The 23,662-nt window shown below is 70.8% G+C and carries 22 protein-coding genes and 1 tRNA gene; 15 read left to right on the top strand and 8 right to left on the bottom strand.

Annotated elements, in window-relative coordinates; genetic code table 11:
- Positions 1-191 precede the first annotated feature (191 nt).
- The 11 genes from AC1MFI_RS10980 to hrpA all read left to right on the top strand — a co-directional run bounded on the left by AC1MFI_RS10980 (position 192) and on the right by hrpA (position 12,976).
- Positions 192-758: an FMN-binding protein gene (locus AC1MFI_RS10980; protein WP_479816858.1), complete on the top strand. Its 567-nt coding sequence runs from the start codon at positions 192-194 to the stop codon at positions 756-758.
- A gap of 7 nt (positions 759-765) precedes the next feature.
- Positions 766-1,626 carry an FAD:protein FMN transferase gene (locus AC1MFI_RS10975; RefSeq protein ID WP_479816857.1) on the top strand — a complete coding sequence of 287 codons (861 nt, stop codon included), beginning with the start codon at positions 766-768 and terminating at the stop codon, positions 1,624-1,626.
- Entirely contained in the window at positions 1,623-3,134 is a 1,512-nt protein-coding gene (locus AC1MFI_RS10970) for an FAD-dependent oxidoreductase (protein ID WP_479816855.1), read from the top strand. Before AC1MFI_RS10975 ends, AC1MFI_RS10970 begins: the two co-directional genes overlap by 4 nt.
- A 223-nt stretch (positions 3,135-3,357) precedes the next feature.
- Positions 3,358-3,430: transfer RNA gene (locus AC1MFI_RS10965), tRNA-Arg, on the top strand.
- A 123-nt stretch (positions 3,431-3,553) separates the two neighbouring features.
- Positions 3,554-4,303: a DUF4129 domain-containing protein gene (locus AC1MFI_RS10960; protein WP_479816854.1), complete on the top strand. Its 750-nt coding sequence runs from the start codon at positions 3,554-3,556 to the stop codon at positions 4,301-4,303.
- Positions 4,300-4,824: a hypothetical protein gene (locus AC1MFI_RS10955; RefSeq protein ID WP_479816852.1), complete on the top strand. Its 525-nt coding sequence runs from the start codon at positions 4,300-4,302 to the stop codon at positions 4,822-4,824. Before AC1MFI_RS10960 ends, AC1MFI_RS10955 begins: the two co-directional genes overlap by 4 nt.
- Positions 4,821-5,831 carry an AAA family ATPase gene (locus AC1MFI_RS10950; protein WP_479816851.1) on the top strand — a complete coding sequence of 337 codons (1,011 nt, stop codon included), beginning with the start codon at positions 4,821-4,823 and terminating at the stop codon, positions 5,829-5,831. The genes AC1MFI_RS10955 and AC1MFI_RS10950 overlap by 4 nt, the downstream gene beginning before the upstream one ends.
- 37 nt (positions 5,832-5,868) lie before the next feature.
- On the top strand, positions 5,869-7,257 hold the full coding sequence (locus tag AC1MFI_RS10945) for a DUF58 domain-containing protein (RefSeq protein ID WP_479816850.1): 1,389 nt from the start codon (positions 5,869-5,871) through the stop codon (positions 7,255-7,257).
- On the top strand, positions 7,254-7,835 hold the full coding sequence (locus tag AC1MFI_RS10940; RefSeq protein ID WP_479816849.1) for a hypothetical protein: 582 nt from the start codon (positions 7,254-7,256) through the stop codon (positions 7,833-7,835). Before AC1MFI_RS10945 ends, AC1MFI_RS10940 begins: the two co-directional genes overlap by 4 nt.
- A 49-nt stretch (positions 7,836-7,884) precedes the next feature.
- The gene (locus AC1MFI_RS10935; RefSeq protein ID WP_479816847.1) at positions 7,885-8,892 is read left to right on the top strand and encodes a helix-turn-helix transcriptional regulator; all 1,008 of its coding nucleotides are present in this window, start codon (positions 7,885-7,887) and stop codon (positions 8,890-8,892) included.
- 46 nt (positions 8,893-8,938) lie between these two features.
- A complete protein-coding gene (gene hrpA / locus AC1MFI_RS10930) occupies positions 8,939-12,976 on the top strand; it encodes an ATP-dependent RNA helicase HrpA (RefSeq protein ID WP_479816846.1) in 4,038 nt (1,345 codons plus the stop codon).
- A 30-nt stretch (positions 12,977-13,006) separates the two neighbouring features.
- Here the strand turns inward: hrpA and AC1MFI_RS10925 are convergent, their stop codons facing one another.
- Together AC1MFI_RS10925 and AC1MFI_RS10920 are read right to left on the bottom strand one after the other, a co-directional pair.
- The gene (locus tag AC1MFI_RS10925) at positions 13,007-13,432 is read right to left on the bottom strand and encodes an HIT family protein (RefSeq protein WP_479816844.1); all 426 of its coding nucleotides are present in this window, start codon (positions 13,430-13,432) and stop codon (positions 13,007-13,009) included.
- Positions 13,433-13,613: 181 nt separating this feature from the next.
- A complete protein-coding gene (locus AC1MFI_RS10920; protein WP_479816843.1) occupies positions 13,614-14,441 on the bottom strand; it encodes a sulfurtransferase in 828 nt (275 codons plus the stop codon).
- Positions 14,442-14,553: 112 nt separating this feature from the next.
- Here AC1MFI_RS10920 and AC1MFI_RS10915 point away from each other — a divergent pair, with 112 nt between their 5' ends.
- Positions 14,554-15,669 (top strand): PLP-dependent cysteine synthase family protein, encoded by a 1,116-nt coding sequence (locus tag AC1MFI_RS10915; protein ID WP_479816842.1) that lies wholly within the window; start codon positions 14,554-14,556, stop codon positions 15,667-15,669.
- A gap of 6 nt (positions 15,670-15,675) precedes the next feature.
- On the opposite strand, the gene AC1MFI_RS10910 is transcribed toward AC1MFI_RS10915, so the two are convergent.
- Positions 15,676-16,335, bottom strand: a complete 660-nt coding sequence (locus tag AC1MFI_RS10910; protein ID WP_479816840.1) for an MBL fold metallo-hydrolase — start codon at positions 16,333-16,335, stop codon at positions 15,676-15,678.
- 79 nt (positions 16,336-16,414) lie between these two features.
- Between AC1MFI_RS10910 and AC1MFI_RS10905 the strand changes: the two genes are divergently transcribed.
- The 3 genes from AC1MFI_RS10905 (at position 16,415) to AC1MFI_RS10895 (ending at position 18,154) form a co-directional block, all read left to right on the top strand.
- A complete protein-coding gene (locus AC1MFI_RS10905) occupies positions 16,415-16,888 on the top strand; it encodes a Fur family transcriptional regulator (RefSeq protein ID WP_479816838.1) in 474 nt (157 codons plus the stop codon).
- Between the two features lie 105 nt (positions 16,889-16,993).
- On the top strand, positions 16,994-17,539 hold the full coding sequence (locus tag AC1MFI_RS10900) for a MarR family winged helix-turn-helix transcriptional regulator (protein WP_479820853.1): 546 nt from the start codon (positions 16,994-16,996) through the stop codon (positions 17,537-17,539).
- Positions 17,540-17,614: 75 nt separating this feature from the next.
- Positions 17,615-18,154: a MarR family winged helix-turn-helix transcriptional regulator gene (locus AC1MFI_RS10895; protein WP_479816837.1), complete on the top strand. Its 540-nt coding sequence runs from the start codon at positions 17,615-17,617 to the stop codon at positions 18,152-18,154.
- A gap of 26 nt (positions 18,155-18,180) precedes the next feature.
- Here the strand turns inward: AC1MFI_RS10895 and AC1MFI_RS10890 are convergent, their stop codons facing one another.
- The 5 genes from AC1MFI_RS10890 to AC1MFI_RS10870 form a co-directional block, all read right to left on the bottom strand.
- Positions 18,181-19,062, bottom strand: a complete 882-nt coding sequence (locus AC1MFI_RS10890) for a metal ABC transporter permease (RefSeq protein ID WP_479820852.1) — start codon at positions 19,060-19,062, stop codon at positions 18,181-18,183.
- A gap of 2 nt (positions 19,063-19,064) precedes the next feature.
- Positions 19,065-19,904, bottom strand: a complete 840-nt coding sequence (locus AC1MFI_RS10885) for a metal ABC transporter ATP-binding protein (RefSeq protein WP_479816835.1) — start codon at positions 19,902-19,904, stop codon at positions 19,065-19,067.
- A gap of 52 nt (positions 19,905-19,956) precedes the next feature.
- Positions 19,957-20,967, bottom strand: coding sequence for a metal ABC transporter solute-binding protein, Zn/Mn family (locus tag AC1MFI_RS10880; protein ID WP_479816834.1), 1,011 nt, complete (start codon positions 20,965-20,967; stop codon positions 19,957-19,959).
- Positions 20,968-21,061: 94 nt separating this feature from the next.
- On the bottom strand, positions 21,062-22,150 hold the full coding sequence (locus AC1MFI_RS10875; RefSeq protein WP_479816833.1) for a hemolysin family protein: 1,089 nt from the start codon (positions 22,148-22,150) through the stop codon (positions 21,062-21,064).
- Positions 22,147-23,586 (bottom strand): hemolysin family protein, encoded by a 1,440-nt coding sequence (locus AC1MFI_RS10870; protein ID WP_479816831.1) that lies wholly within the window; start codon positions 23,584-23,586, stop codon positions 22,147-22,149. The genes AC1MFI_RS10875 and AC1MFI_RS10870 overlap by 4 nt, the downstream gene beginning before the upstream one ends.
- Positions 23,587-23,662 lie beyond the last annotated feature (76 nt).

Below are 23,662 nucleotides of genomic sequence, written 5' to 3'. Positions count from 1 at the left end.
CAAGTCCGTGGTTCCGGGCGCCACGCAGGGACACGCAGTGGACCCGCAGGGCGACAGTCCGGAACGCCCGGAGGAACGAATCATGGAGAGGAGCGTTGACCTGCTCGGACACGTTAGTTTGAGATTCAACCGATCCTTCGGCGCGGAGCCCTCCGCGCGGTCCCATCCCGGCGACGCACCAGGAGCAACCAGTGACCAGCACAGGCCCGACCCCCACCTACCCGAACGGGACGGCCGGCACTGCCGGCTTCCCCCTGCACAAGCGGGTCCTGACGGCGCTCGCTGCCGTCTCGATCCTCGGAGCGGCAGGTTGCGCCGGGGCGGAGGCCACGTCTCCCGCGCCTGCGGCGACTGAGAGCCCCGCGCAGGAGACGGCGGACTCCGCCCCGGAAGCGCCGGCGGCGGGTGAATCGGCCGCGGCAGGCGATCCCGCGGCCTCGGCGGCGGCACCTGCGGACCAGGCGTACGAGGACGGCACCTACACGCAGACCGGCTCCTACCAGTCCCCCGCCGGGCCCGAGGAGGTGGGCGTGACTCTCACCCTGGAAGCCGATGTCGTCACCGCCGTCGAGGTCGAGCCGATGCCCGACAACCCGACCACCACGATGTACCAGGAGCGCTTCGCCGGAGGCATCTCCGACGCGATCGTCGGTAGGAAGCTCGACGACCTCTCGGTCGACAAGGTCGCCGGCTCCTCCCTGACCAGCGGCGGCTTCAACGAAGCGACCGACAGGATCAAGAGCGAAGCCCGGCTGTAGGACCGGAGTGGCGGACACCTTCGATTTCGAGGCGATCGGCACCAGCTGGCGTGTGGACAGCGCCTCACCCCTGGTGCCGGAGCAGCGCGACGAGCTGCTGCGCATCGCCGAGGAGTACGACCTCCTCTACTCGCGCTTCCGCAGCGATTCGGGCGTCACGGCGCTCGCGGCGTCCGGGGGTGCGCTCCCGCTCCCGCCGCACGGGGCGGAGCTCGGGCGGCTCCTGCGCAGACTCCACGACCTCACCGACGGCGCGGTCTCCCCCCTGGTCGGTGAACAGCTGGCTGCGCAGGGCTACGACGCCTCGTACTCCTTCGTCCCGACGGCTCCGCCCACTCCCGCCCGCGCCTGGGACGACGTCCTGGACTGGTCGGCGGGAGGCATCACGCTGCGCGAGCCGGCCCTCCTGGACGTGGGTGCGGCCGGCAAGGGCCAGCTCGTGGATCTCCTGCTGGAGCATCTCCTGACCGCGGGCCACGAGGACGTCGTGGTGGATGCGAGCGGTGACATGAGGCGGGCCGGGATCGGTGCGATCACCGTCGCCCTCGAGCACCCCTACGACCCCTCGTCGGCCATCGGGACGGTCGGTCTGGGCTCCGGGGCGCTGTGTGCCTCCGCCTCCAATCGCCGGGTCTGGGGGGACGGCCTGCACCACGTCCTCGATGCCCGGACGGGCCGCTGCGTCGAGACCGTCGTCGCGACCTGGGTCCTCGCGGAGGACGCCATGACCGCCGACGGCCTGTGCACGGCCCTGTTCGTCGCCGATCCCGTGAACCTCGCCCGGGGCTTCGACTTCGACTACGTCCTGATGTACTCGGACGGACGCGCCCGCTTCTCCGCCCCACTCTCAGGAGCCCTGTTCTCATGACCGCAGCACTCGATGCCCTGCTGGGCCGCGTGACCATGTACCGGCTGACCCTGGTCCTGCTCCTCGTCCTGGCCGTCGAGGCACTCGTGCTGTCCCTCACGGGCCTCCTCGCCTACACGCCGGCCGAACTCGGCGGCACCCTCGTCGCCGCCGTCGGCGGGACGATCATCGGCACACGGCTCATGGCCCTGATCCTGCGGCTGCGGCCGCACGGCGACTCGTCGCTCATCACCGGGCTCATCGTGTTCCTGATCATGTTCCCGTCGGCTACCGGCGCCGGGCTCGGAGGCATCCTCGTGGCCGGTGTCGCGGCGGGTGCCTCGAAGTTCCTCCTCGCCATCGGCGGGCGCCACATCTTCAATCCCGCCGCGGTGGGAGCCGCCGTCGCGACCCTGCTCGGAGTCGGCGCGGCGGCCTGGTGGGTCGCCAACCCCTACCTGCTGCCCGTCGTGGCGGTGGGAACGGCCCTCCTCCTCTACCGGACACGGAAGCTCCCGATGGCGGCGGTGTTCCTCGTCCTGTCGCTCGGGATCCTGCTCGTCGGCCTCGTGCAGGGCGGCATGGCTCCCGGTGCCGGCCTCCAGCTGGTCCTGACCTCGTACCCCGTGCTGTTCCTGCTCGGCTTCATGATGACCGAGCCGCTCACCCTCCCGCCACTGCGCTGGCAGCAGTGCCTCTTCGCAGCGATCGTCGCCGTCGTCCTCGCGCTCCAGGTATCCATCGGGCCGGTCTTCCTGGGCCCCGAATTCGCCCTGCTGATCGGCAACGCGGTGGCCTTCCTCATGGGTCAGCGGCGCGGCGTGCGGCTGACCTTCGCCGGATCACGGCAGTTGACGCCCACCAGCACGGAACTGGTCTTCGAACCGGCGAGGCCCGTGCGGTTCAGGGCAGGCCAGTACATGGAGCTGAGCCTGCCGCACCCCGGGACGGACAGCCGGGGCAGCCGCAGGGTCTTCAGCATCACCTCCGCACCCCAGCAGCACGGGACCCTCACCTTCGGGCTGCGGACCACGGCATCCGGGAGTTCCTTCAAGAAGGCGCTCCTCGCCCTGCCGAAGGACGCCAGGATCACGGGCACCCTGGTGGGAGGGGACTTCTCCCTGCCACGCGATCCGTCCGTGCCCCTGCTGCTCGTCGCCGGAGGGATCGGAGTCACGCCGTTCATCAGCCACCTGCGGGACCTCGCCGCGCGCGGTGACACGCGCGACGTCGTCCTCGTGTACGTCGTGCGGAGCGGACAGGAGATCGCGTTCCGCGAGGAACTGGCGGAACTGGACACCCGCGTGGTGCTGTTCGTGCAGACTCCCGGCGATGTCCCGGTGCTTCCCCCGGGCTGGACCCTGGCGGGCACCGAACCCTCGGCGGAGTCCCTCGTCACGGCGGTCCCGGACCTCTCCCGGCGGAAGGTCCTCGTCTCGGGCTCGCCCGCGTTCATCGGCCGCCTGCGTGCGGCAGTGCACGAGGCCGGCGTCCCGCGGGTGCGGACGGATGCGTTCCTGGGCTACTGACGCTGCTCCGGCCTCGATGGTGCCCGCCCCCCCATCGAGCCGCTCGGGCTACGAGATCGTGAGCGCGGCTACCTACGCCAAACCCGCCTGGCCCCCGGCGACGAGAGCGGAAGTCCCGGTCCCTACGACGCGCTGGCCGGTGCAGGTACCGCGGCATTTTCCCACCGGAGCGGCACCTGCTAAGCTCGATAAGTCCCTAACGGGCACGGGAGTTACCGTGTCTGCCTTCGTAGCTCAGGGGATAGAGCGTCTGCCTCCGGAGCAGAAGGTCGTAGGTTCGAATCCTATCGAGGGCACAGAGAGATCCACGCAGAGCACACCGCCGTCGGCCACCAGGCCGGCGGCGGTTCTGCTTTTGGTAGGCTCCACAGGACGCGGCCCCCGGGGGGCCGGGACCAGCACCTACCGGCGGGGGAAACGTGGGGACGAAGGTCGCACCGGAGCGGGGGCGCCGCCCGCACGTCCTGCCCGGCATCCTCACGGTGGTCATGCTCGTCCTCACCGTCCTCGCGGCAGGTTTCATGGGCGGGTTCTCGGCCGATCCGGTGCTCGAACCACCCGTCGCAGTGCCGGAGCAGCAGGGCGCGCCGCTTCCGACCACCACAGCCACCCCCGGACCACGTCCCGATGACGGCGAGCGCATCATCCTCGACGGCGGCACGGCCACGGCGGTCCTGCTGGTGCTGGTGATGGCCGGGCTCGCGCTCCTGGTCAGGTTCCTGCTGAGGTTCCGGGCGCAGCAGGAACCCGACGGCGGGTTCGGGGAGCAGACCGACCTGCACCAGCCCGGCGCCCTCGTGCTCGTGGCCGAGGCCCTGCCGGCCTGGACCGACGCCACGCGTGCGGCCCTGCGGACGGACAGCGCCACCTCGGATGCCGTCATCCGGTGCTGGCTCGACTTCGAGCGGCGCTGTGCCGACGCGGGGATGCCACGCACTCCGGACCAGACGACGTCGGACTTCGCGGCCTTCGCCTCCTCCGCCCTGGACCTTCCACCCGAACCGCTGGCGACCCTCAACCGCCTGTACCAGCGTGCGCGCTTCGGGCGGCCCGGCGGCAGCCCGGCCCGTCCGCTGGAGTCCGCCGACCGCGAGGCAGCTGCAGCAGCGATCCGCGAGCTGTCCGGCGCGCTGGCCGACCACCGTACGGTGAAGGGGGTGACGCGATGAAGCGTTCGGCGTGGGTCATCACGGGAGTCCTGGTCGGGCTCGCCCTCGGCGCGGGCTGGTTCTTCGGCCTCGACGCACGCCACGCGGTCGTCCTGGCCGGCGCGGCCTTCGCCGCGGGGGTCGCCAACGGACTCCTCGAGGCCGTCGACCTCCCGCGCGCCGTCGTGCCGGCACTGCCCGAACCGGTACGGGGCCTCGCCGACCTGCAGTCGCTCGAGTTCTCACTGTCCTCGACGGAGCCGGGTACGCGCGCCGTCCTGGAGGTGCACACGCTCGCCGTCGCCGTAGCCGCAGCGCATCCCGACGCTCCACGGAGCACGGCACTCGATGCCTTCATCACCGACACGCGCCCCGCGGTGCTGTCGCACCGCGAGATCCGCGCCTTCGTGGATGAACTCGAACGCATCGCGCCGGGACGGGGAGGCCCCGGGCCTGCAGGATCCGCGTCGACGGCGTCCCACGCCATGGCGCGGGAGCTCCCTCACCCGTCCACCCCGCAGCCGCCCCAGGAGATCCCATGACCACCGCGGATTCCGGCACAGCCACCGACACAGACACTGACACAGCCACCGCCATCGACGAAGCTGCCCGCATCGGCGATGAGGTCCTGGTCCGAACCGGGACCGTCGTCGTCGGTGCCGAGGGTGCGCTGCGCCTGGCCCTGGCCGCTGTGCTGGCCGGCGGGCATGTGTTGTTCGAGGACCTGCCCGGCCTCGGCAAGACCCTCGCCGCGAAGACCCTCGCGCAGGCCCTCGGACTCGATTTCCGCCGGCTGCAGTTCACCCCGGACCTCCTGCCCTCGGACGTGACCGGTTCGTCCATCTTCAATCCCGCCACGCGGGAGTTCGAGTTCAGGCCGTGGCCTATCTTCGCGGGGCTGTTCCTCGCCGACGAGATCAACAGGACCTCCCCGAAGACGCAGTCCGCCCTGCTGGAGGCGATGGCGGAGGCGCAGGTCTCGGTGGAGGGCGCCACCCTGCCCCTCGAGCGTCCCTTCCACGTCTTCGCGACCTCGAACCCGATCGAGTTCGAGGGCACCTATCCCCTGCCGGAGGCACAACTCGACCGCTTCATGGTCCGCCTGCGCTTCGGCTACCCCGGCCCGGGCGCTGAGCAGGACATCATTACGCGGCGCATCACGCGCCGGCAGGACGAGACGCGGGTGGCGGGGGTGACCTCCGCCGAAGGGCTGCTGCGTCTGCAGTCCGTCGTCGAGTCCGTGGGCGTGGACGGCGACGTCATCGACTACGCCGTCCGGCTGGCTGCCGGCACCCGCAGCCACCCTACGGTCGAGGTCGGGGCCTCACCGCGTGGCTCCCAGGCGCTCGTGCTGCTGGGCCGGGCCCTCGCCGTGCTCGACGGCCGCGCCTTCGTCCTCCCGGAGGACGTGAAGGAGGGCGCCGTCGCCGTCCTCGCCCACCGGCTCACCCTGACGCCGTCGTCCTGGGCGCAGGGCGTCGCCACCGAGAAGGTGGTGCGGGACGTCCTGGCCGAGGTCCCGACACCGCCGACCACCCCACGTGGCTAGGCCGCACGCGGCCCGCTCTGCCGTATGGGCGCTGGCCGTGATCCTCACCCTGGTCTGCATCCTGGCCGGGCTGGTGTCGGGGCGTCCCGACACCGTCGCCCTCGGGGCTCCGTTCGCGCTCATCGCCCTCGCCGGCCGCACCAGCGGGCGTGCCGGTGGGCTTGCCGAGGACGCACCGGCCGTACGCATCACCGTCGACCGGCGGGCCGACGCCGGGAACCGGCTCCTCCGGCTCGTGCTCTCCCCGCAGGCGAGCGGCACGCATCCTCCTCGTCGGCTGGTGGCGACGACGATGGCCGTCCCGGGATGCCCGCCCGAGGCACTCGTCCTGCGCGAGGACGAGGAGTGCCCCGTCCTCGTCGGCGGGCCCCTTTCAGGGGAGGCCGATGTGCTCTCCTACGGCACCGCGATCCTCTCCCCCGACCTCGCCGACACCGGGTCCTTCGTGCCGGCGCATCCCGTCCGGGTGAGCATCCTGCCTCCGGTCGGGCCGTCCCTCGCGCGGCCCGTGTCCCGGCGGCTCGTGGGCCTCGCCGGCACGCATGCCTCGAGGCGGCCTGGAGAGGGCGGCGAGCTGCGGGCGGTCGCGCCGCTGCAGCCGGGGGACCAACTGCGCCGGATCGACTGGCGGGCGACGGCCCGGCGCTCCACCGACCAGGACAGGCTGATGGTGCGGCGCACCTTCGCCGACGCCGAGGCCTCGGTCCTCCTCGTCCTCGACCAGGGACACGACCTGCCGGAGTCGACGGCGGACTGGTTCGCTGCCGGCCCGCCGCGCCTCGCGCCCGGCTCCCTGCACGTCGCGCGGACGGCCGCCACCGCGGTGGCGGCGTCCTACCTCGCCGTCGGCGACCGCGTGGCGCTCGACGACCTGTCAGGGACGCGCCGGGCGCTGCGTTCGGCAGCCGGAGCCCGGCACCTCGAGCAGATCCGCAGCCGCCTCGCGGGCACGTCCGTGGTACCGCGACGACGGCGGCGACGCGACCCCGTGCCGCCGCCGGGCGCCGTCGTCGTGGTGTTCTCCGCGTTCCTGGATGCGGAGCCGGCCCGCCTCCTGCGCCTCTGGCAGGCACAGGGCCACCTCGTGGCCGGCATCGACTGCGTACCGGCCCTGCACCGCACGGAGTCGACGACGGCCCAGGCGCAGGCGGTCCGGCTCACGCTCCTGCGCAGGCGCCTGCTGCTGGATGGGCTGCTGCGCGAGGGAATCCCGGTATTCCCCGGGTCGACCGCCGTTCCGGCGCCGGCAGCGCCGGACGCTGATCCTGCCGCCGCCCCCACCGGTCGCGGTACCGACGCAGGCACGGGCCCCGAGCAGGACTTCGGCACGGACGTCGGAACCAGCCTGGATGCCGGCCTCCGCCTGCTGGCCCGCCGGGCGGCCGGGCGCGGCGGGCAGGGCGCTCGGAGAGGGCGACCCCTGTGAAGCCCGGGCCACCGGCCCGCCCCGGGGACCGCCCCGCCGCCCCCGACCGCCGTGGGCTCGTGCCGCTGTCGATGCTGCGCGGCGCGACCGCCCTGGCCGCCGTCCTGCTGGGCGCGATCGTCTGGAACGGCTCCGCGTGGATCATCCTTCCCGTCGTGGTGGCGACGGGCGCCGCGGTGCTCCCGTCGATCGGCCTGGCCTCGCTGTCGCTGCTGCTCCTGGTGGTCGCCTACGCCGTGAACATGCCCGCCGGATCTTCGTGGCTCCTCGTGTTCGTCGCCGGGATCCACGCCGTCTTCCTCCTCTACCTCCTGCTCCTGCATCTCCCCCTGCGCGGGTGGGTCAGCGTCGCGGCGCTCCGGGAACTCGGCCGGTCCTACCTGCGCAGCCAGGCCGTGGCACAGCCGGTGGCTGTGCTCGCGCTCCTGGTGGACGACGCCGGATCGAGCCTGGTCGCGGTGTCCGCCGGCGTGGCCGCGCTCGGTGGCTGGGCGCTGTGGCTGGTCGGCCCGGGCACCACGCCGGCGCGGAAGCGGGTCCGGCCGGGCCGCGGATCCCGCCCGGGAGCACCCGGATGACGACCGATTGCGGACAGCTCTCGTCCGCTACGCGCCGTACCGTTGAGTCATGATCGAGACGTCGGCACGTCTGCTGCAACTCCTGTCGCTGCTGCAGCTGCGCCGCGAGTGGACCGGCCCCGCACTCGCCCAGCGCATGGAGGTCACGGAGCGCACCGTGCGCCGTGACATCGGCAAGCTGCGCACACTGGGTTATCCCATCAACGCCTCACCCGGCGTCGCCGGCGGATACCAGTTGGGCGCCGGCGCCCAGCTCCCCCCGCTCCTGCTCGACGACGACGAGGCCCTCGCCGTCGCCATCGGACTCACCGCTGTCACGGCCAGCCCCGTCTCGGGTGTCGGTGAAGCCTCCGTCCGCGCCCTCACCAAGCTGGAGCAGGTGTTGCCGCCCCGCCTGAGGCCCCGTTTCTCGGGACTGCGCTCGGCGGTGACGCGGATGGCGGCGGCGAGCACGCCGGTCAACCCGGAGATCCTGACGGCGTTCTCCGCCGCCATCACGGAACGTCGCTGCGTCGCCTTCAGGTACGACCGCCACGACGGCGAGTCCTCGCGGCGCATCGTCGAGCCGTACCGGCTCGTGGACACGGGCAGACGGTGGTATCTCGTGGCCTTCGACCGCACCCGGGAGGATTGGCGGACGTTCCGGGTGGACCGCTGCAGGAGCGTGCCCGTGGTGCGCGAGCGCTTCGTGCCCCGGGCCCTGCCCGCGGCGGACCTCGCGGCCTACGTGCAGGAATCGATCACCCGCTCGCCCTACTCCTACGACGCCGTGATCCGGTTCCACGCGCCGCTGCAGGACCTGGAGTCCCGCGTCCCCTCGAGCACGGGCACCCTCGAGGCGGACGGCGAGGAGTACACGCTGCTCCGGGCGGGTTTCGACTCCCTCGACTTCCCCCTCGCCTACCTGGCGAGCTGGGACATCGACTTCGAGGTCCTCGAGCCGGCGGAGATGCGTGAGCGCGCCGTCGTCGTCGCGGACCGCCTCCGACGTTCGGCGGGAAGAGCCCCGGAGGGCAGGAACCCCGAGGCAGGGACGGCGGACCCCAGCCCTCGGTGAACACCCGCCTGCGCTCCGGTGCGAGCAACTAGACTGGCAGTCAACTATGGCACTGACAATCTCCTACCCCGCGGACCTTCCCGTCTCGGAACGCCGGGCAGACATCATGGCCGCCATCGCGGCCAACCAGGTCACCATCATCGCCGGCGAGACCGGGTCCGGGAAGACGACGCAGATCCCGAAGATGTGCCTCGAACTCGGGCTGGCGGAGCGCGGGCTCATCGGGCATACCCAGCCGCGGCGGCTCGCGGCGCGCACCGTCGCCGAGCGCATCGCCGAGGAGCTGCAGGTGCCCCTCGGCGAGGAGGTCGGCTACCAGGTCCGCTTCACGGGCTCGGTGGGCCGGAAGACCAAGATCAAGCTGATGACGGACGGCATCCTGCTCGCCGAGATCCAGCACGACAGGATGCTGCGCAAGTACAGCACCATCATCATCGACGAGGCCCACGAGCGCAGCCTCAACATCGACTTCATCCTCGGCTACCTCCGGCGGATCCTGCCCGAGCGGCCGGACCTGAAGGTCATCATCACCTCGGCGACCATCGATCCCGAACGCTTCGCCGCCCACTTCGCCGCCGATGCCGCCGTCGAGGACACCTCCCCCGCCCCGATCATCGAGGTCTCGGGGCGCACCTATCCCGTCGAGATCCGTTACCGCCCCCTCGACCAGCCGCCGGGCGGCCTGGACGACGGCGACGGCGGCGCGGACAGCGAACTCGAGGAGGAGCGCGACCCGCTCGATGCCGTCTGCGACGCCGTGGACGAACTCTCCCTCGAAGCTCCCGGGGACATCCTCGTGTTCTTCTCCGGCGAACGCGAGATCCGCGATGCCGCCGATGCCCTGCGCGCCCGCATCCAGTCCACCACCCGGCTGCGTGGCACGGAGGTGCTGCCCCTGTTCGCCCGGCTCTCCCTCGAGGAGCAGCACCGCGTCTTCCGTCCCACCGGCAGCCACCGCCGCATCGTCCTCGCGACGAACGTCGCCGAGACGTCGCTGACGGTACCCGGCATCAAGTACGTGATCGACACCGGAACAGCCCGCATCTCGCGCTACTCCCACCGCACGAAGGTGCAGCGCCTGCCGATCGAGCGCGTCTCGCAGGCGTCCGCGAACCAGCGGTCCGGCCGCAGCGGCCGTGTCTCCGACGGCATCGCGATCCGCCTCTACTCGGAGGAGGATTTCGAGTCACGCCGGCCGTTCACCGAGCCGGAGATCCTCCGCACCAGCCTCGCCGCGGTCATCCTGCAGATGGCCGCCATGGGCGTCACGCGCAGCCCCAAGGACATCGCGGAGTTCCCGTTCGTGGAACCTCCCGAGACCAAGGCCATCAACGACGGCGTCGCCCTGCTGCGCGAACTCGGGGCGCTGAAGGACGACGGCGGCCTCTCCGCCGTGGGCCGCAAGCTCGCCCAACTCCCCGTGGATCCCCGCCTGGGACGCATGATCGTTGAGGCCGGCTCACGCGGAGCCGTGAAGGAGGTCATGGTCCTCGCCGCGGCACTGACCATCCAGGATCCGCGCGAGCGGCCCTCCGCGGACCAGCCCGCGAAGCAGCAGCAGGCGGCCGAGAAGCACAAGCGCTTCGTCGACGAGAACTCGGACTTCACGGCCTACCTCAACCTGTGGCGCTACCTGCAGGAGAAGCAGGACGAGCTGTCCTCCACGCAGTTCCGGAAGCTGTGCAGGACGGAATTCATCAACTACCTGCGCGTGCGGGAGTGGCAGGACCTCTTCCAGCAGCTGCGCCAGCTCGCGAAACCCCTCGGCATCACTCTTCCGGCCGGCCCCGTCGACCCCGTGGGACTGCACGAGCAGATCCACATCAGCCTGCTCTCGGGTCTGCTGAGCAACATCGGCCTGTACGACCAGCGCAAGCGCGAGTACGCGGGCGCCCGGGGAACCCGGTTCGCGGTCTTCCCGGGGTCGGCGCTGTTCAAGAAGTCCCCCGACTGGGTCATGGCCGCCGAACTCGTGGAGACCTCGCGGCTGTGGGCGCGGGTCGTCGCGCGCATCGATCCCCTGTGGGCGGAACAGGTGGCGCCGCACCTCGTCAAGCGCAGCTACAGCGAGCCGCACTGGTCGAAGAAGATGGGCTCGGTCATGGCGTACGAGAAGGTCACGCTCTACGGCGTCCCGATCGTGCCCCAGCGGCGCATCAACTACGGCCGGATCGACCGCGAGGTGGCGCGTGAGCTGTTCATCCGCCACGCCCTCGTGGAAGGCGACTGGAAGACGCACCATACGTTCTTCAGCCGCAACCAGGCCCGCCTCGCCGAGGTGGAGGAGCTCGAGAACCGGCTCCGACGGCGTGACCTGCGGGTCGACGACGAGACGCTCTTCGAGTTCTACGACCAGCGCCTCGGTCCGGACGTCGTGTCCGAGAGGCACTTCGACTCCTGGTGGAAGACGGCTCGCCGGGAACAGCCGGACCTGCTCGACTTCGATCCGGAGAAGCTCCTCAGCGAGGACGCCGCGGAACTCGACGAGGCGGCCTTCCCGAGCACCTGGCACCAGGCCGGATTCGAGCTGCCGCTCACGTACGAGTTCTCGCCCCTCACCCCGGGCGCGCACGACGGCGTGACGGTGACCATCCCGGTCCTCTTCCTGAACCAGCTCGACCCGAAACCGTTCCGCTGGCAGATCCCCGGCCAGCGCGTGGAGCTCGTGACGTCCCTCATCAAGTCGCTGCCGAAGCAGGTGCGGAAGAACTTCGTGCCGGCGCCGGACGTCGCGCGCACCGCGGTCGCCGCCCTCGAGTCCGACTTCGACCCCGCCGAGGACGACCTCGAGGCGGCACTCGAGCTCGCACTGCGCCGGCTGCGCGGACACGTCATCCCACCGGGGTCATGGAACTGGGCGGCTGTCCCGGCGCACCTGCTGATGATGTTCCGGATCGTCGACGCCGCGGGTCGGATACTCGACGAGTCGCGCGACCTCGAAGCGCTGAAGGAGTCCCTGGCCCCCGCGGTCAGCCGGGCCATCGCGCAGTCCCTCGGAGCGACGCCGGGCAGCACGCGTCCCGCGGCGGGGCCCGGTAGGGGCGGCAACCGCAAGGGCTCCACCGGCCCTGCCGGTCGGGAGGGCGGCGGCCACTCCGGGGGGCGGGCCCCCGGACGGACCACGGGAGCCGCACAGGCCGCCTCGTCCGGCGAGGCCGCCTCGGGCACCCCTGCTCGAGGAGGGGTCGCCGTCGCCGAGGCACCGGCCGTCGCCGAGCGGACGGGTGAGAGGACGTGGGTCTTCGGCAGTATCGAGCGCGAGGTGTCCCGCACCGTCGCAGGACACCGCGTGACGGGTTTCCCGGCCGTCGTGGACGAGGGCACCTCGGTGGGCCTGCGGGTCTTCCCCACCGCCGGCGAGCAGGCCGCGGTCATGCGGGCTGGCATCATCCGCCTCCTGTCCCTGCGCATCCCGAGCCCGGCGAAGTACGTCCTGGAGCACCTGAGCAACACCGAGAAGCTCACCTTCAGCCAGAATCCGCACGGCAGCGTCGCGGAGCTCATCCGCGACTGCTCGCTGGCCGCGATCGACAAGCTGGTGCCGGAGGAGCTGCCGTGGACCGGGGAGTCCTTCGACCGGCTGTACGAGACCGTCCGCGCCGAACTGATCGACACGGTCTTCACCGTGACGGCGACCGTCGAGACCGTGCTCTCCAGTACCCGGCGCATCCAGAAGCAGCTCAGGGGAACCACGAGCCTCGCGCTGATCACGTCCCTCAACGACGTCCGCAGCCAGCTCGAACACCTCGTCTACCCGGGGTTCGTCGCGGCGACGGGCTACGCCCAGCTCTTCCACCTCCCCCGCTACCTCAGGGCCATCGAGGTCCGGCTCGAGAAGCTGCCCACCAACGTGCAGCGCGACGGCGTGGGGACGGCCGTCGTCCAGCGTCTCGAGGACGAGTACGACGACGCCGTCGCCTCCCTGGCCGCGGGGCGGCACCGGCCCGCGGCGCTGGCCCGGGTCCGGTGGATGATCGAGGAGCTGCGAGTCAGCCTCTTCGCACAGGACCTCGGCACCGCCTACTCGGTCTCGGAGAAGCGCGTGCGGACGGCGCTGAACGAGGCACTGGCCGCAGCCCGCTAACAGCATGCGGCCAGCGCGGCCCGGGTCCGGTCAGTCGGGCACGTGCGCGCCGTGGCCGGCGTCCCTCAGGGCGCCGCGCAGGGTCTCGGCGGCGCGGTCCATCATGCCGGGGTCCGGCGCGATGTCGACCCGCTTCACGTCGAAGTCCTGCGGTGACTGCGTCGGCCAGACGTGGACGTGGAGGTGGGGCACCTCGTAGCCCTCGACCAGGACGCCCACCCGCCTGGCGCCGAAGGCCTTCTCCTGGGCCCTGCCGATCGTCTGCGCGACGGCCATGACCTTCGAGAGCGTCTGGGGATCGGCCTCGAGCCAGTGCTCGATCTCCCGGCGCGGCACCACGAGCGTATGGCCCGGGGTGATCGGGGCGATCGTCAGGAACGCGACGACGTCGTCGTCCTGCCACACGAATCGGCCCGGCACCTCCCCCCTGATGATCCTGGTGAAGAGTGTCGTCATCGGTCCTCCTTGGATTGCTGCCGTGGGGACACCGCGGCGCTCCAGCTCATCGGGTAGCTGGACTCCGCCACGCAGGGGCGGCGGGACGGGGCGTCCTGGGTTCATGCCCCGACGCTACCGCCCAGGCCTCCGGCCGGCCACACCGCCCCCGGAAGTCAGCCCGCTGGTGCATCCCCCTCCCTCAGGCACCCGTGGCGACGGGCAGGCCCTCCGTCGTCGCCCACTGCGACCAGGAACCGGGGAACAGCGAGGCGTCGATGCCGGCGATGTCCAGGGCGGCGATCTCGTGCGCTGCGGTGATCCCTGAGCCGCAGTAGACCGCGACGCGCCCGCGGTCCGCGCCGAGGGCGTCGAAACGGCGCCGGAGCTCGTCCGCGGGACGGAAGCGCCGATCGGCCCCGAGGTTGTCCGCCGTCGGTGCGCTGAGGGCCCCGGGGATGTGCCCGGCCAGCGGGTCGACGGGCTCGTGCTCGCCGCGGAAGCGCTCGCGGGCACGTGCGTCGAGCAGGACGTCGATCGTGGCCGGTTCGAGGAGATCCGGGATCGAGACGACCGGCATGTGCCCCGTGGAGAGGTGGACGCCCCCCACGCAGTGGCGTTCCTCCCCGCCCTCGACGTCGAACCCCGCCGCGCGCCAGGCGGTCAGCCCGCCGTCGAGCAGGCTGACGGACGCAAAGCCCGCATTCCGCAGGAGCCACCAGAGACGGGCTGCCGCCAGGTTCCCCGAGTCGTCGTAGGCGACCACGGCGTCGCCGTCGTTGAGGCCCCACTGGCGGGCCGCTTCCTGCAGGGCGTCGGCATCGGGCAGTGGATGGCGGCCGATTCCGGGGCCGCCGGGAGCGCACAGCTGTGCCTCCATGTCCACGAACACCGCGCCGGGTATGTGGGCCTCACGGTAATGCTCGTGGCCGTGGGGGTCGCCCAGGGCCCAGCGCACGTCGAGCAGGATGGTCTGCGCGCCGGAGGTCATCCGGTCCTGCAGTTCCTGCACATCCATCAGAGTCTTCATCGAGATCTCCTGTCGGGACGGGCGACCGGACCGCAGCGGTCACCGCGGGCCGGTCCTGATGCACGCCAGTCCACCACACTCGTGACACGCGTGCAGCTTGTAGGCTGGCGGGATGCCGAGGTTCACCGCTGCTGACAGATCGTGGTCGGACGAAGCCGTCCGGCGCATCGAGGCGGACGGCACCCGCTCGGCGGACACGCACCTGTTCGCCGTCCCCCTTCCTGCGCACTGGGGTGTCCAGGTGTACCTCAAGGACGAGTCCACCCACCGCACCGGCAGCCTCAAGCACCGCCTCGCCCGGTCCCTCTTCCTCTTCGGCCTCGTCAACGGCTGGATCACGGAAGGGACGACGATCGTCGAGGCATCGAGTGGCTCGACGGCGGTGTCCGAGGCCTACTTCGCGCAGCTCCTCGGCCTGCCGTTCGTCGCGGTCATGACCGGGACGACGAGCCCCGAGAAGATCGCACTGATCGAGCAGTACGGCGGCACCTGCCGTTTCGTCGAGCACGCCTCGGACGTGTACGCGGCGGCCGAGGAGGTAGCGCGGGAGACCGGCGGCCACTACATGGACCAGTTCACGTTCGCCGAGCGGGCCACCGACTGGCGCGGCAACAACAACATCGCGGAGTCGATCTTCGGGCAGCTCGCCCGCGAGCCCCATCCGCTGCCCGCGTGGATCGTCGTGGGGGCCGGAACCGGCGGTACGAGCGCCACGATCGGCCGCTACCTGCGGTACCACCGCTACCCGACGCGCCTCGCCGTCGTCGATCCCGAGCACTCCGCGTTCTTCCCCGCGTGGGCGGATCCCGGATCGGCCGCGACCGGACGGCCGTCGCGGATCGAGGGCATCGGGAGGCCCCGGCCGGAGCCGAGCTTCGTGCCGTCCGTCATCGACACCATGATCCAGGTGCCGGACGCGGCCTCCGTCGCGGCAGCCCGCCACCTGCGGGCGCTCACGGGACTCCATGCGGGACCGTCCACCGGCACCAATCTCTGGGGCGTCTGGCAGCTCGTCGCCGACCTGGTCGCCGACGGGCGCTCGGGCAGCATCGTGTCCCTCATGTGCGATTCGGGCGACCGCTATGCCGCGACGTACGACGACGACGCCTGGCTCGAGCGCCGCGGCCTCGATCCGGCCGCGCCGCGGGCGATGCTCGAGGACTTCTTCTCGACGGGCGTCTGGCCCGGCGCGACCGGCGGGCCCGGCTCCGACCCCGGAAGCGGCTGATCCGACTCAGACGTCGACGCCCTCGCCCACGCCGAGGTGCCGGAAGGACGTGCCGTACCGGGAGCCCAGCCGCGTCACATGGCCCTCGACCAGCCCGAGCCCCGCCTCGTTGAGGAGGGCGTCGTGGATCTGGAAGGCGCGCGGTGCACGCACCGACGCCACGAAGTCCACCACCTCCGCCAGCTTCGACCAGGGTGCGTGCACCGGGACCAGGAGCGTCCCCACAGCGATTCCGTCCGGCACCACCAGCGAATCGCCCGGGTGGTAGACGGAGGCTCCGATGAGGAATCCCACGTTGGCGATCACCGGTATCAGCGGATGGATCAGCGCATGCTGTCCGCCGAACGTCCTCACCTCGAATCCCGCGGCGGTGAGCTGCTCGCCACCGGCCACGGCGTGGATGCGGTCGCCCGCAGCGGCGCCGAGGCCCGCGGTGACGGTGTCGGCGACGCCCTGCGGTGCCCAGAGTCCCACCGACCGGTTCCCGGCCAGCACGGCGACCACCCGGTCGACATCGATATGGTCGGGGTGCTCATGCGTGATGAGCACGGCAGCGGCGCCCTCGAGGGCCTCCTCGACCTCCGAGAAGGTGCCCGGGTCGATGACGAGCACGGAGCCGTCCTGCTCGAGCCGGACGCAGGAATGGGAGAACTTGGTCAGCCGCATGGGCCCAGAGTACCCGCGGTGGCGCTGGTAATCTTTACTCTGGTCCAGGGCATCCGAGCGCCCGCGGAAGGGGTATGACATGACGCCCGAGGCGACATCCGAGGCAGTACCGGCAGCACGCGCCGACGCCGTGCAGTCCCCCCGCAAGGGGTCGGAGCAGCGCGTCACGCGCCAGCGGCGGGCCGTCAGTGCAGCCCTCGACGAACTGGACGACTTCGTCAGCACGCAGGAGCTCCACCGACTGCTCCATGACAGGGGCGAGTCCGTCTCGCTGGCCACGGCCTACCGCATCCTCCAGTCGATGGCCGACGACGGACTCGTGGACGTCCTGCGCAACGGTGACAACGAGGCGGTCTACCGGCGCTGTGCAGTGGCGCACCACCACCACCACCTGCTGTGCCGGAACTGCGGCCGGGCCGTCGAGATCGAGGCACCCGCCGTCGAACAGTGGGCAACCCGTATCGCTGCCGAGCACGGATTCACCGACGCCGCGCACACCGTCGAGATCCAGGGACTGTGCCCCGAGTGCACGTCGCCGGCTGCCCTGCCCTGAGGTCTCCCGGCCCAGCTCACCCTCCCCCGGGTTGTTTCGCCAGCACCGTTCGTCCCGATGCGATCCCTGACGATGTCGGTGCCGTCGATTAGGCTGGAAAGCGTGATGTCCCCTGACAAGTCCGTCCGTGCCGTGCCGACCGGGGGCATGGCCGGATCCGGTGCCACCGGCGAGGACGCGGGCCCCCTCGGCGAGCTCGTCGACGCGGTGCGCCACTACCGGAACACGGAGAGCGCCATGCGCAGCCGCAGCCGGGACTCGATGCACCTCGGCAGGACGGACATGACGGCCCTGCGCCTCCTGCTCCTTGCCCGCCAGTCGGGAAGCCCGCTCAGTGCGGCCGCGCTCGCCCGCCAGCTCGAGATCTCCACTGCGGCCACGACCGTGCTGATCGACCGCCTCGAGAAGAGCGGGCATGCCGTGCGGCGCAGGAGCGAGTCCGACGGACGGGCGATCGAGATCTGGCCCACCGCGACGTCGGACGAGGAAGTCCGGTCCACCATGGGTGTCATGCACGAGCGGATGATGGCCATCGCGGCCGCGCTCACACCCGAGGAGAGCGGCACGATCCATCGGTTCCTCGGTAGCCTGGGGCGTGCCATGTCCGAGCTCGAGTTCCCGGAGCCGGCTCCAGCCCCGGACCACGACTGACGCCGGCCCTCCTCTCCTCCGAACTGCGCCGCCTTACCTAGAGAAATTGACTACTAGATGGTCTAAGATATAGGCATGAGACCCTCGGATGCACGGCAGGGAGCTGGCTACTGGTACCCGCCCTCCAGGGCAGGCGAGACCGACCGGTCCGCGACCGGCGTCGACGTCCTGAACGCCCTGCGGGCCTATCGTGATGTGGAGAGCGGGCTTCGCCGGCGCCTGAGCCAGCGGCTCAGCATCAACGAGACGGATCTCGGGGCGCTGCGGTACCTCCTCGGCGTCTGGCAGCGGGACCAGGGGGCCAGCCCCAAGGAACTAGCCCTCGCCCTCGGCATCTCGAGCGCGTCCACCACACTGGTCATCGACCGCCTCGAGAAGGCCGGCTACATCCGCAGGCGGCGCCATCCGGTGGACCGCCGCGCGGTGATCCTGGAACCCGGAGAGAAAGCCACCCTGGAGTTCAGGTCGGCGTTCGACATCGAGAAGCGGGGCGTCCTGGCGGCGGCGGACAGCCTGACCAGCGAGGAGACCGAGACGGTCACCCGGTTCCTGCGGAACATGGAACAGGCCATCGCCGACGCCGTCGGCCAGTCCGACCGTCCGCAGCAGTCCTAGGCCGGCCCCGGTCCCGCTGCGACGCATCAGGACGGAACCGCGAGGCGCTCCGCGCTGCGTGAGCGCCGCGCGGAACGTCGCGATCCGATCACCCGGCACGCGAGGTAGATCGCGAAGGAGATCGTGGTGACATAGGGGCTGATCGGGATACGGCCGCCCAGCGCCAGGAGGATGCCGCCCACCACCGACGCGCAGGCGAAGAGCACGCTGAAGAGCACCACCAGGCCGGGCGCGGACGTGACCTTCAGCGCAGCCGCCGCAGGCGTGATCAGCAGGGCGAGCACCAGCAGAGCGCCGACCACCTGGATGGACAGCGCCACCGCGATCCCCAGCAGCACCATGAACAGGATCGAGAGACCGCGCACGGGGACCCCACGGGCCTCGGCGAGGTCGGCGTCCGCGCTCGCGAAGGTGAGTGGACGCCAGATCGCGACCAGGGCGATGATCACGACGACGGCGCACCCGACGAGCAGATTCAGCTGGACGTCGTCCACGGAGACGATCTGACCGGTGAGCAGGCCGAACTTGTTGGCAGCCCGCCCCTCGTACAGGGCGAGGAACAGGATCCCCAGGCCCAGGCCGAACGGCATGACCACCCCGATGATCGAGTTCCGGTCCCGGGCCCGGATGCCCATGAGGCCGAGGACGAGTGCGGCGAGGACGGATCCGACGAGCGAGCCGGCGACGACATTGGCCCCGACGAGCAGCGCGAAGGCGGCCCCTGCGAAGGAGAGTTCGGCGATTCCGTGCACCGCGAAGGCGAGGTCCCGCATCATGACGAAGGTCCCGATGAGTCCTCCGAGGAGCCCGAGCACCGCTCCCGCGATCAGCGAGTTCCGGACGAGGGGCAGCAGCTGGGCATAGTTGTCGAACGTGAAGATGGCGCTGAGGATCTCCTGGAGGTCCATGCTCATGCGCTTTCGTGGTGGTGGGTGGTGGCGTCGGGCAACCCGACCACCACGATCCGGCCGTTGCTGTGCAGGACCTCCACGGGGCTGTCGTAGAGGTCCGAGAGCACCTCGCTCGTCATGACCTCTGCAGGGGCGCCGACGCGGAAGCGCCCGTCGGCGAGGTACAGGACGCGGTCCACGTAGTCGATGACGGGATTGATCTCGTGGGTCACGAAGACCACGGCACTGTTCTTCTCGTGGCACTGCCGGTTGATCAGCGAGCTCACCGCCTGCTGGTGGTTGAGGTCGAGCGACAGGAGGGGCTCATCGCACAGGAGCACCGTCGGATCGGTGGCCAGCGCCTGCGCGGCACGCAGTCGCTGCTGCTCGCCGCCTGAGAGGAGCCCCACGGGGGCATCGGCATAGGACTGCGCTCCGACATCGGCCAGAAGGCCCTCCACGCGCTCGTGGTAGGCCCTGCTCCGCATCCTCAACCCCCAGCGGTGGCCATCCACCCCGAGGCCCACGAGGTCCCGCGCCCGGAGGGGCGTCTCGGGGGGGAAGGACTTCTGCTGCGGTATGTAGCCGAGGGTCCTGCTGCCGCGCGTGATGGGCCGGCCTCCGATGGTCGCGGTGCCCGCGTCGAGTGGCTGCAGGCCCAGCAGAACCTTCAGGAAGCTCGTCTTGCCCGAACCGTTGGGGCCGAGGACGGCGAAGAACTCACCGGACATGATGTCGAGGTCCAGCCCCTCCCACAGGGTGCGACTGCCGAAGGAGAGCGCAGCGCCGCGCAGGCTGATCGCCGGCGTGCCGGCCTCCCCGCCCGGGGAGGAGGCGTGCCGGGACATCGTCGAGGTCATGCGGAGCGGGTTCCAGTCTGTCGTGGTTCAGGGGTCCTGCGGAGCGCCCTCCTCAGGATCCGAGAGCGGCCTCGATGCTATCCGTGTTGGCGGTCATCCAGGAAACGTAGTCCTCGCCCTCGGGCAGCGTCTCGGTGAAGTCCAGCACGGGAAGGCCCGCGTCGTCGGCGGCCGAGCGCACCGCTTCGGTCTGCGATCCTTCCGTCTGGTCATTGTAGGCAAGGAAGGCGAGTGTTCCGCCCGAGACGAGTGTCTTCATCTCCTCGAGCACCGCCACCGGGACGTCGGTCTCCTCCTCGATGGCCTCGCTGAAGTCCTCCGGCGTGACGTTCTCGAGTCCTGCGTGCTCCAGCAGGTAGACGGGGACGGGCTCGGTGACCGCCACTGCGCCCCCGGGTCCGTCCGCGGCAAGGGCTTCAAGGCGGTCCTGGAGCGGCTGCAGCTTCGCCGTGAACGCGTCGGCCCGCTCGCGGTACGCGTCCGCGTTGGCCTCGTCCAGCGTGCCGAGTTCCTCGGCGAGGGCGTCGGCGAGCGTCACCATGGCAGGCAGGTCGTACCACACGTGCTCATTGAAGGCGCCGTGGCCGTGGCCCTCCTCGCCCGAGTGCCCCTCCTCGCCGGCGTGATCACCCTCGGCCTCGGCCGTGTGCTCCGCCGCGGAGCCTGCGGTCTCCTCCAGTCCGGACAGCTCGACGGCGTTGAGCACCGCCGTCACGCCGGTCTCCTCCGCGAGGCGGCCGAGGAACGCGTCATAGCCTCCGCCGTTCTCGATGACGAGATCCGCCTCGGACACCGACAGCTTGTCCTGCACCGTCGCCTCGTACGAGTGGGGGTCCTGACTGAGGCTGTTCACGATCGAGGTCACCTCGACGTCGTCCCCTCCAACGGCTGCTGCGATATCGCCGTACACGTTGGTGGCGGTGACGATGCTGATGGACGCGTCGTCGGACGCCGAGCCCGGGTCACCCTCCGCAGCGCCCGACGCGCCCTCTCCGCACGCGGAGAGGGCCAGCGCGGCGAGGGTGAGGAGGGTGGGCGCGGCGAGACGGCGGGAGACAGGCATTCGGGACCTCGATCCAACTAATGAGAACTATTTACGTTAACCCGAGCCTACCTCACACGCGAACCGTTCGCATTTCGCCTTCGTCCGTCGGGCCTCAGGACACGGGTGCCTCAGTACCGTTGACGCCTTCTCCCGTCCTCCGCGCGCCCTGGTTCTGGGTCGCGTCCCGGATCTCGCCGATGAGTTGCTCGATCACGTCCTCGAGGAAGAGCACGCCGCGGGTGGAGCCGTCGGGACCGAGCACGCGCGCCAGGTGCGAGCCCGTCCGCTGCATCACCGCGAGTGCGTCCTCGATCTCGTCCTGCAGCGACAGGTTCGCCAGGGTCCGCACCTTGTTCTCGGTGATGGGCCTGCGATACATGGCCTGCGGCATGGACATGATGTCCTTCAGGTGCATGTAGCCGGTCAGGTTCCCGCGCTCGTCCACGAGGACGAAGCGGGAGAAGCCGGTGCGGCCCACCGCGCGCTCGAAGTCCTCGGGGGTGGCGTCCGTGCGCACGGTGACGAGTTCGCCGAGAGGCACCATCGTCGTCTCGGCCGTCTGCCCCGAGAACTCCAGGGCACCGGTGATCAGCCCGGACTCGTCGTCGACGAGCCCGCTCTTGGTCGACTCCTCGACGATCGACTGCACTTCCTCCAGCGTGTAGGTCGAGGACACCTCGTCCTTCGGCTCGACCTTCAGGGCGCGGAGGATGTGGTTCGCGGCCCAGTTGAGGGACGAGATCACCGGGTTGACCACGCGGGCGATCATCACGAGCGGCGGCGCCAGCAGCAGGGCCGCCTTGTCCGCGACGGACACCGAGATGTTCTTCGGCACCATCTCGCCGAAGGTGACGTGCAGGAACGTGACCAGCAGCAGCGCCAGCGCGAAGGCCACACCGTCCGCCAGGCCCTCGGGAACCCCGACGGCCTCGAAGGGCACCACGAACAGGTGGTGGATGGCCGGCTCGGCGACCTGCAGGATCAGGAGCGAGCAGACCGTGATGCCGAGCTGGGAGCAGGCGAGCATGAGGGAGACATGCTCCATCGCCCAGATCGTGGTCTTGGCTCGCTTCGATCCCGCGTCCGCCAGCGGCTCGATCTGGCTCCGGCGTGCGGACATGACCGCGAACTCCGAGCCGACGAAGAACGCGTTGCCCAGCAGGAGGACGACGAGCCAGAGAATACCCGCCCAGTCGCTCATCGGTCGTCCTTCCGTACTGCGGTACTGCCGGCGAAGGCCGGACGGGGGGCCTGCGGGGCGGCACCCCGCGTACCGGTCCCCTGGGGAACCGGCTGGTGCTCGGGGACGACGGCGCTCGAGGGAGCCGCGTCGTCGTTTCCTGCCGGCGCCGGTCGGAACTCCACGCGGTCGATCCGGCGTCCGTCCATGCGCTCGACCGTGAGGGTCCCTGCGGGAACCTCGACGCGGTCACCCGTCACCGGGACACGGCCCAGCTCGGCCATGATGAAGCCGGCCACGGTCTCGTACCCGGCCTCGTCCGGCACCACGAGGCCCGGTATCTGCATCGTGACCTCGTCGGGGCGCATCAGCCCGGGGAAGAACCAGTCCCCCGCTGCACTCTGCAGCACTCCGGGTTTCAGCTTGTCGTGCTCGTCCTTGACCTCGCCGACGATCTCCTCCACGAGGTCCTCGAGCGTGGCCACACCGGCTGTACCACCGTATTCGTCCAGGACGACGGCGAGCTGCAGGTTCGCATCGCGCAGCTCGCGGAGGAGGGAGTCGAGATGCACCGTCTCGGGCACGCGGAGCACATCGGTCATGATGGTCCCCGCGGGCAGGTCCGCGCGCTTGTGGCGCGGTACCGCCACGGCCTTCTTGACGTGGACCACGCCGCGGATGTCATCGGCGGACTCGCCGATGAGGGGGAACCGCGAATAGCCGGTGCGTCGCGCCGCCTCCACGACATCGGCCACCGTCTGGTCGGAGTCGATGACCTCCATGCGGATGCGCGGCGTCATGACATCGGCTGCCGTCCGTTCCGAGAAGCTGAAGGTCCGGGCGAGGAAGTTCGCCGTGCCCTGGTCCAGCGTGCCCATCTCGGCGGAACGACGCACGAGAGACGACAGCTCGGACGGCGTACGCGCACCCGAGATCTCCTCCTTGGCCTCGAGGCCGAAGATGTTGAGGACGCGGTTGGAGAAGCCGTTCAGCACGATGATGGCCGGCTTGAACACGGCGGTGAAGATGAGCTGCGGCCGGGCGAGGGCCTTGCCCACCTTGAAGGGCAGCGCGATGGAGAGGTTCTTCGGGACGAGTTCGCCGATCAGCATCGAGAGCAGCGTCGCGAGGATCATCGCGAGGATGATCGACGTCGAGGCGATCAGCGCCTCCGACAGTCCGAGGGCGGCCAGCGGCGTCTCGAGCAGCTGTCCGACCGAGGGCTCCATGACGTACCCGGTCAGCAGCGTGGTCAGGGTGATGCCCAGCTGGCAGCTCGAGAGCTGCGTGGAGAGCGATTTCAGGCAGCGCAGCAGCGGCACGGCCTTCGTGTCGCCGTCGTCGACCGCGCGCTGGACGTACGTCTGGTCGAGGGCGACGAGGGCGAACTCGACCGCCACGAAGAACCCCGTGCCGAGGACGAGGAGCAGGCCGGCGGCCAGGTAGATCCATTCCACCGCTACATCCCCTCCTCGGCCGGGCCGGGGCGGGATTGCAGCGGCCCGCGTCTGAGGGGGTCCGGGGCGTCCGCCG

The sequence above is a fragment of the Arthrobacter sp. BC5 genome (assembly GCF_056680255.1).
The sequence above is the reverse complement of the archived record's forward strand: the minus strand, read 5'-3'. Positions and strand labels throughout refer to the sequence as shown.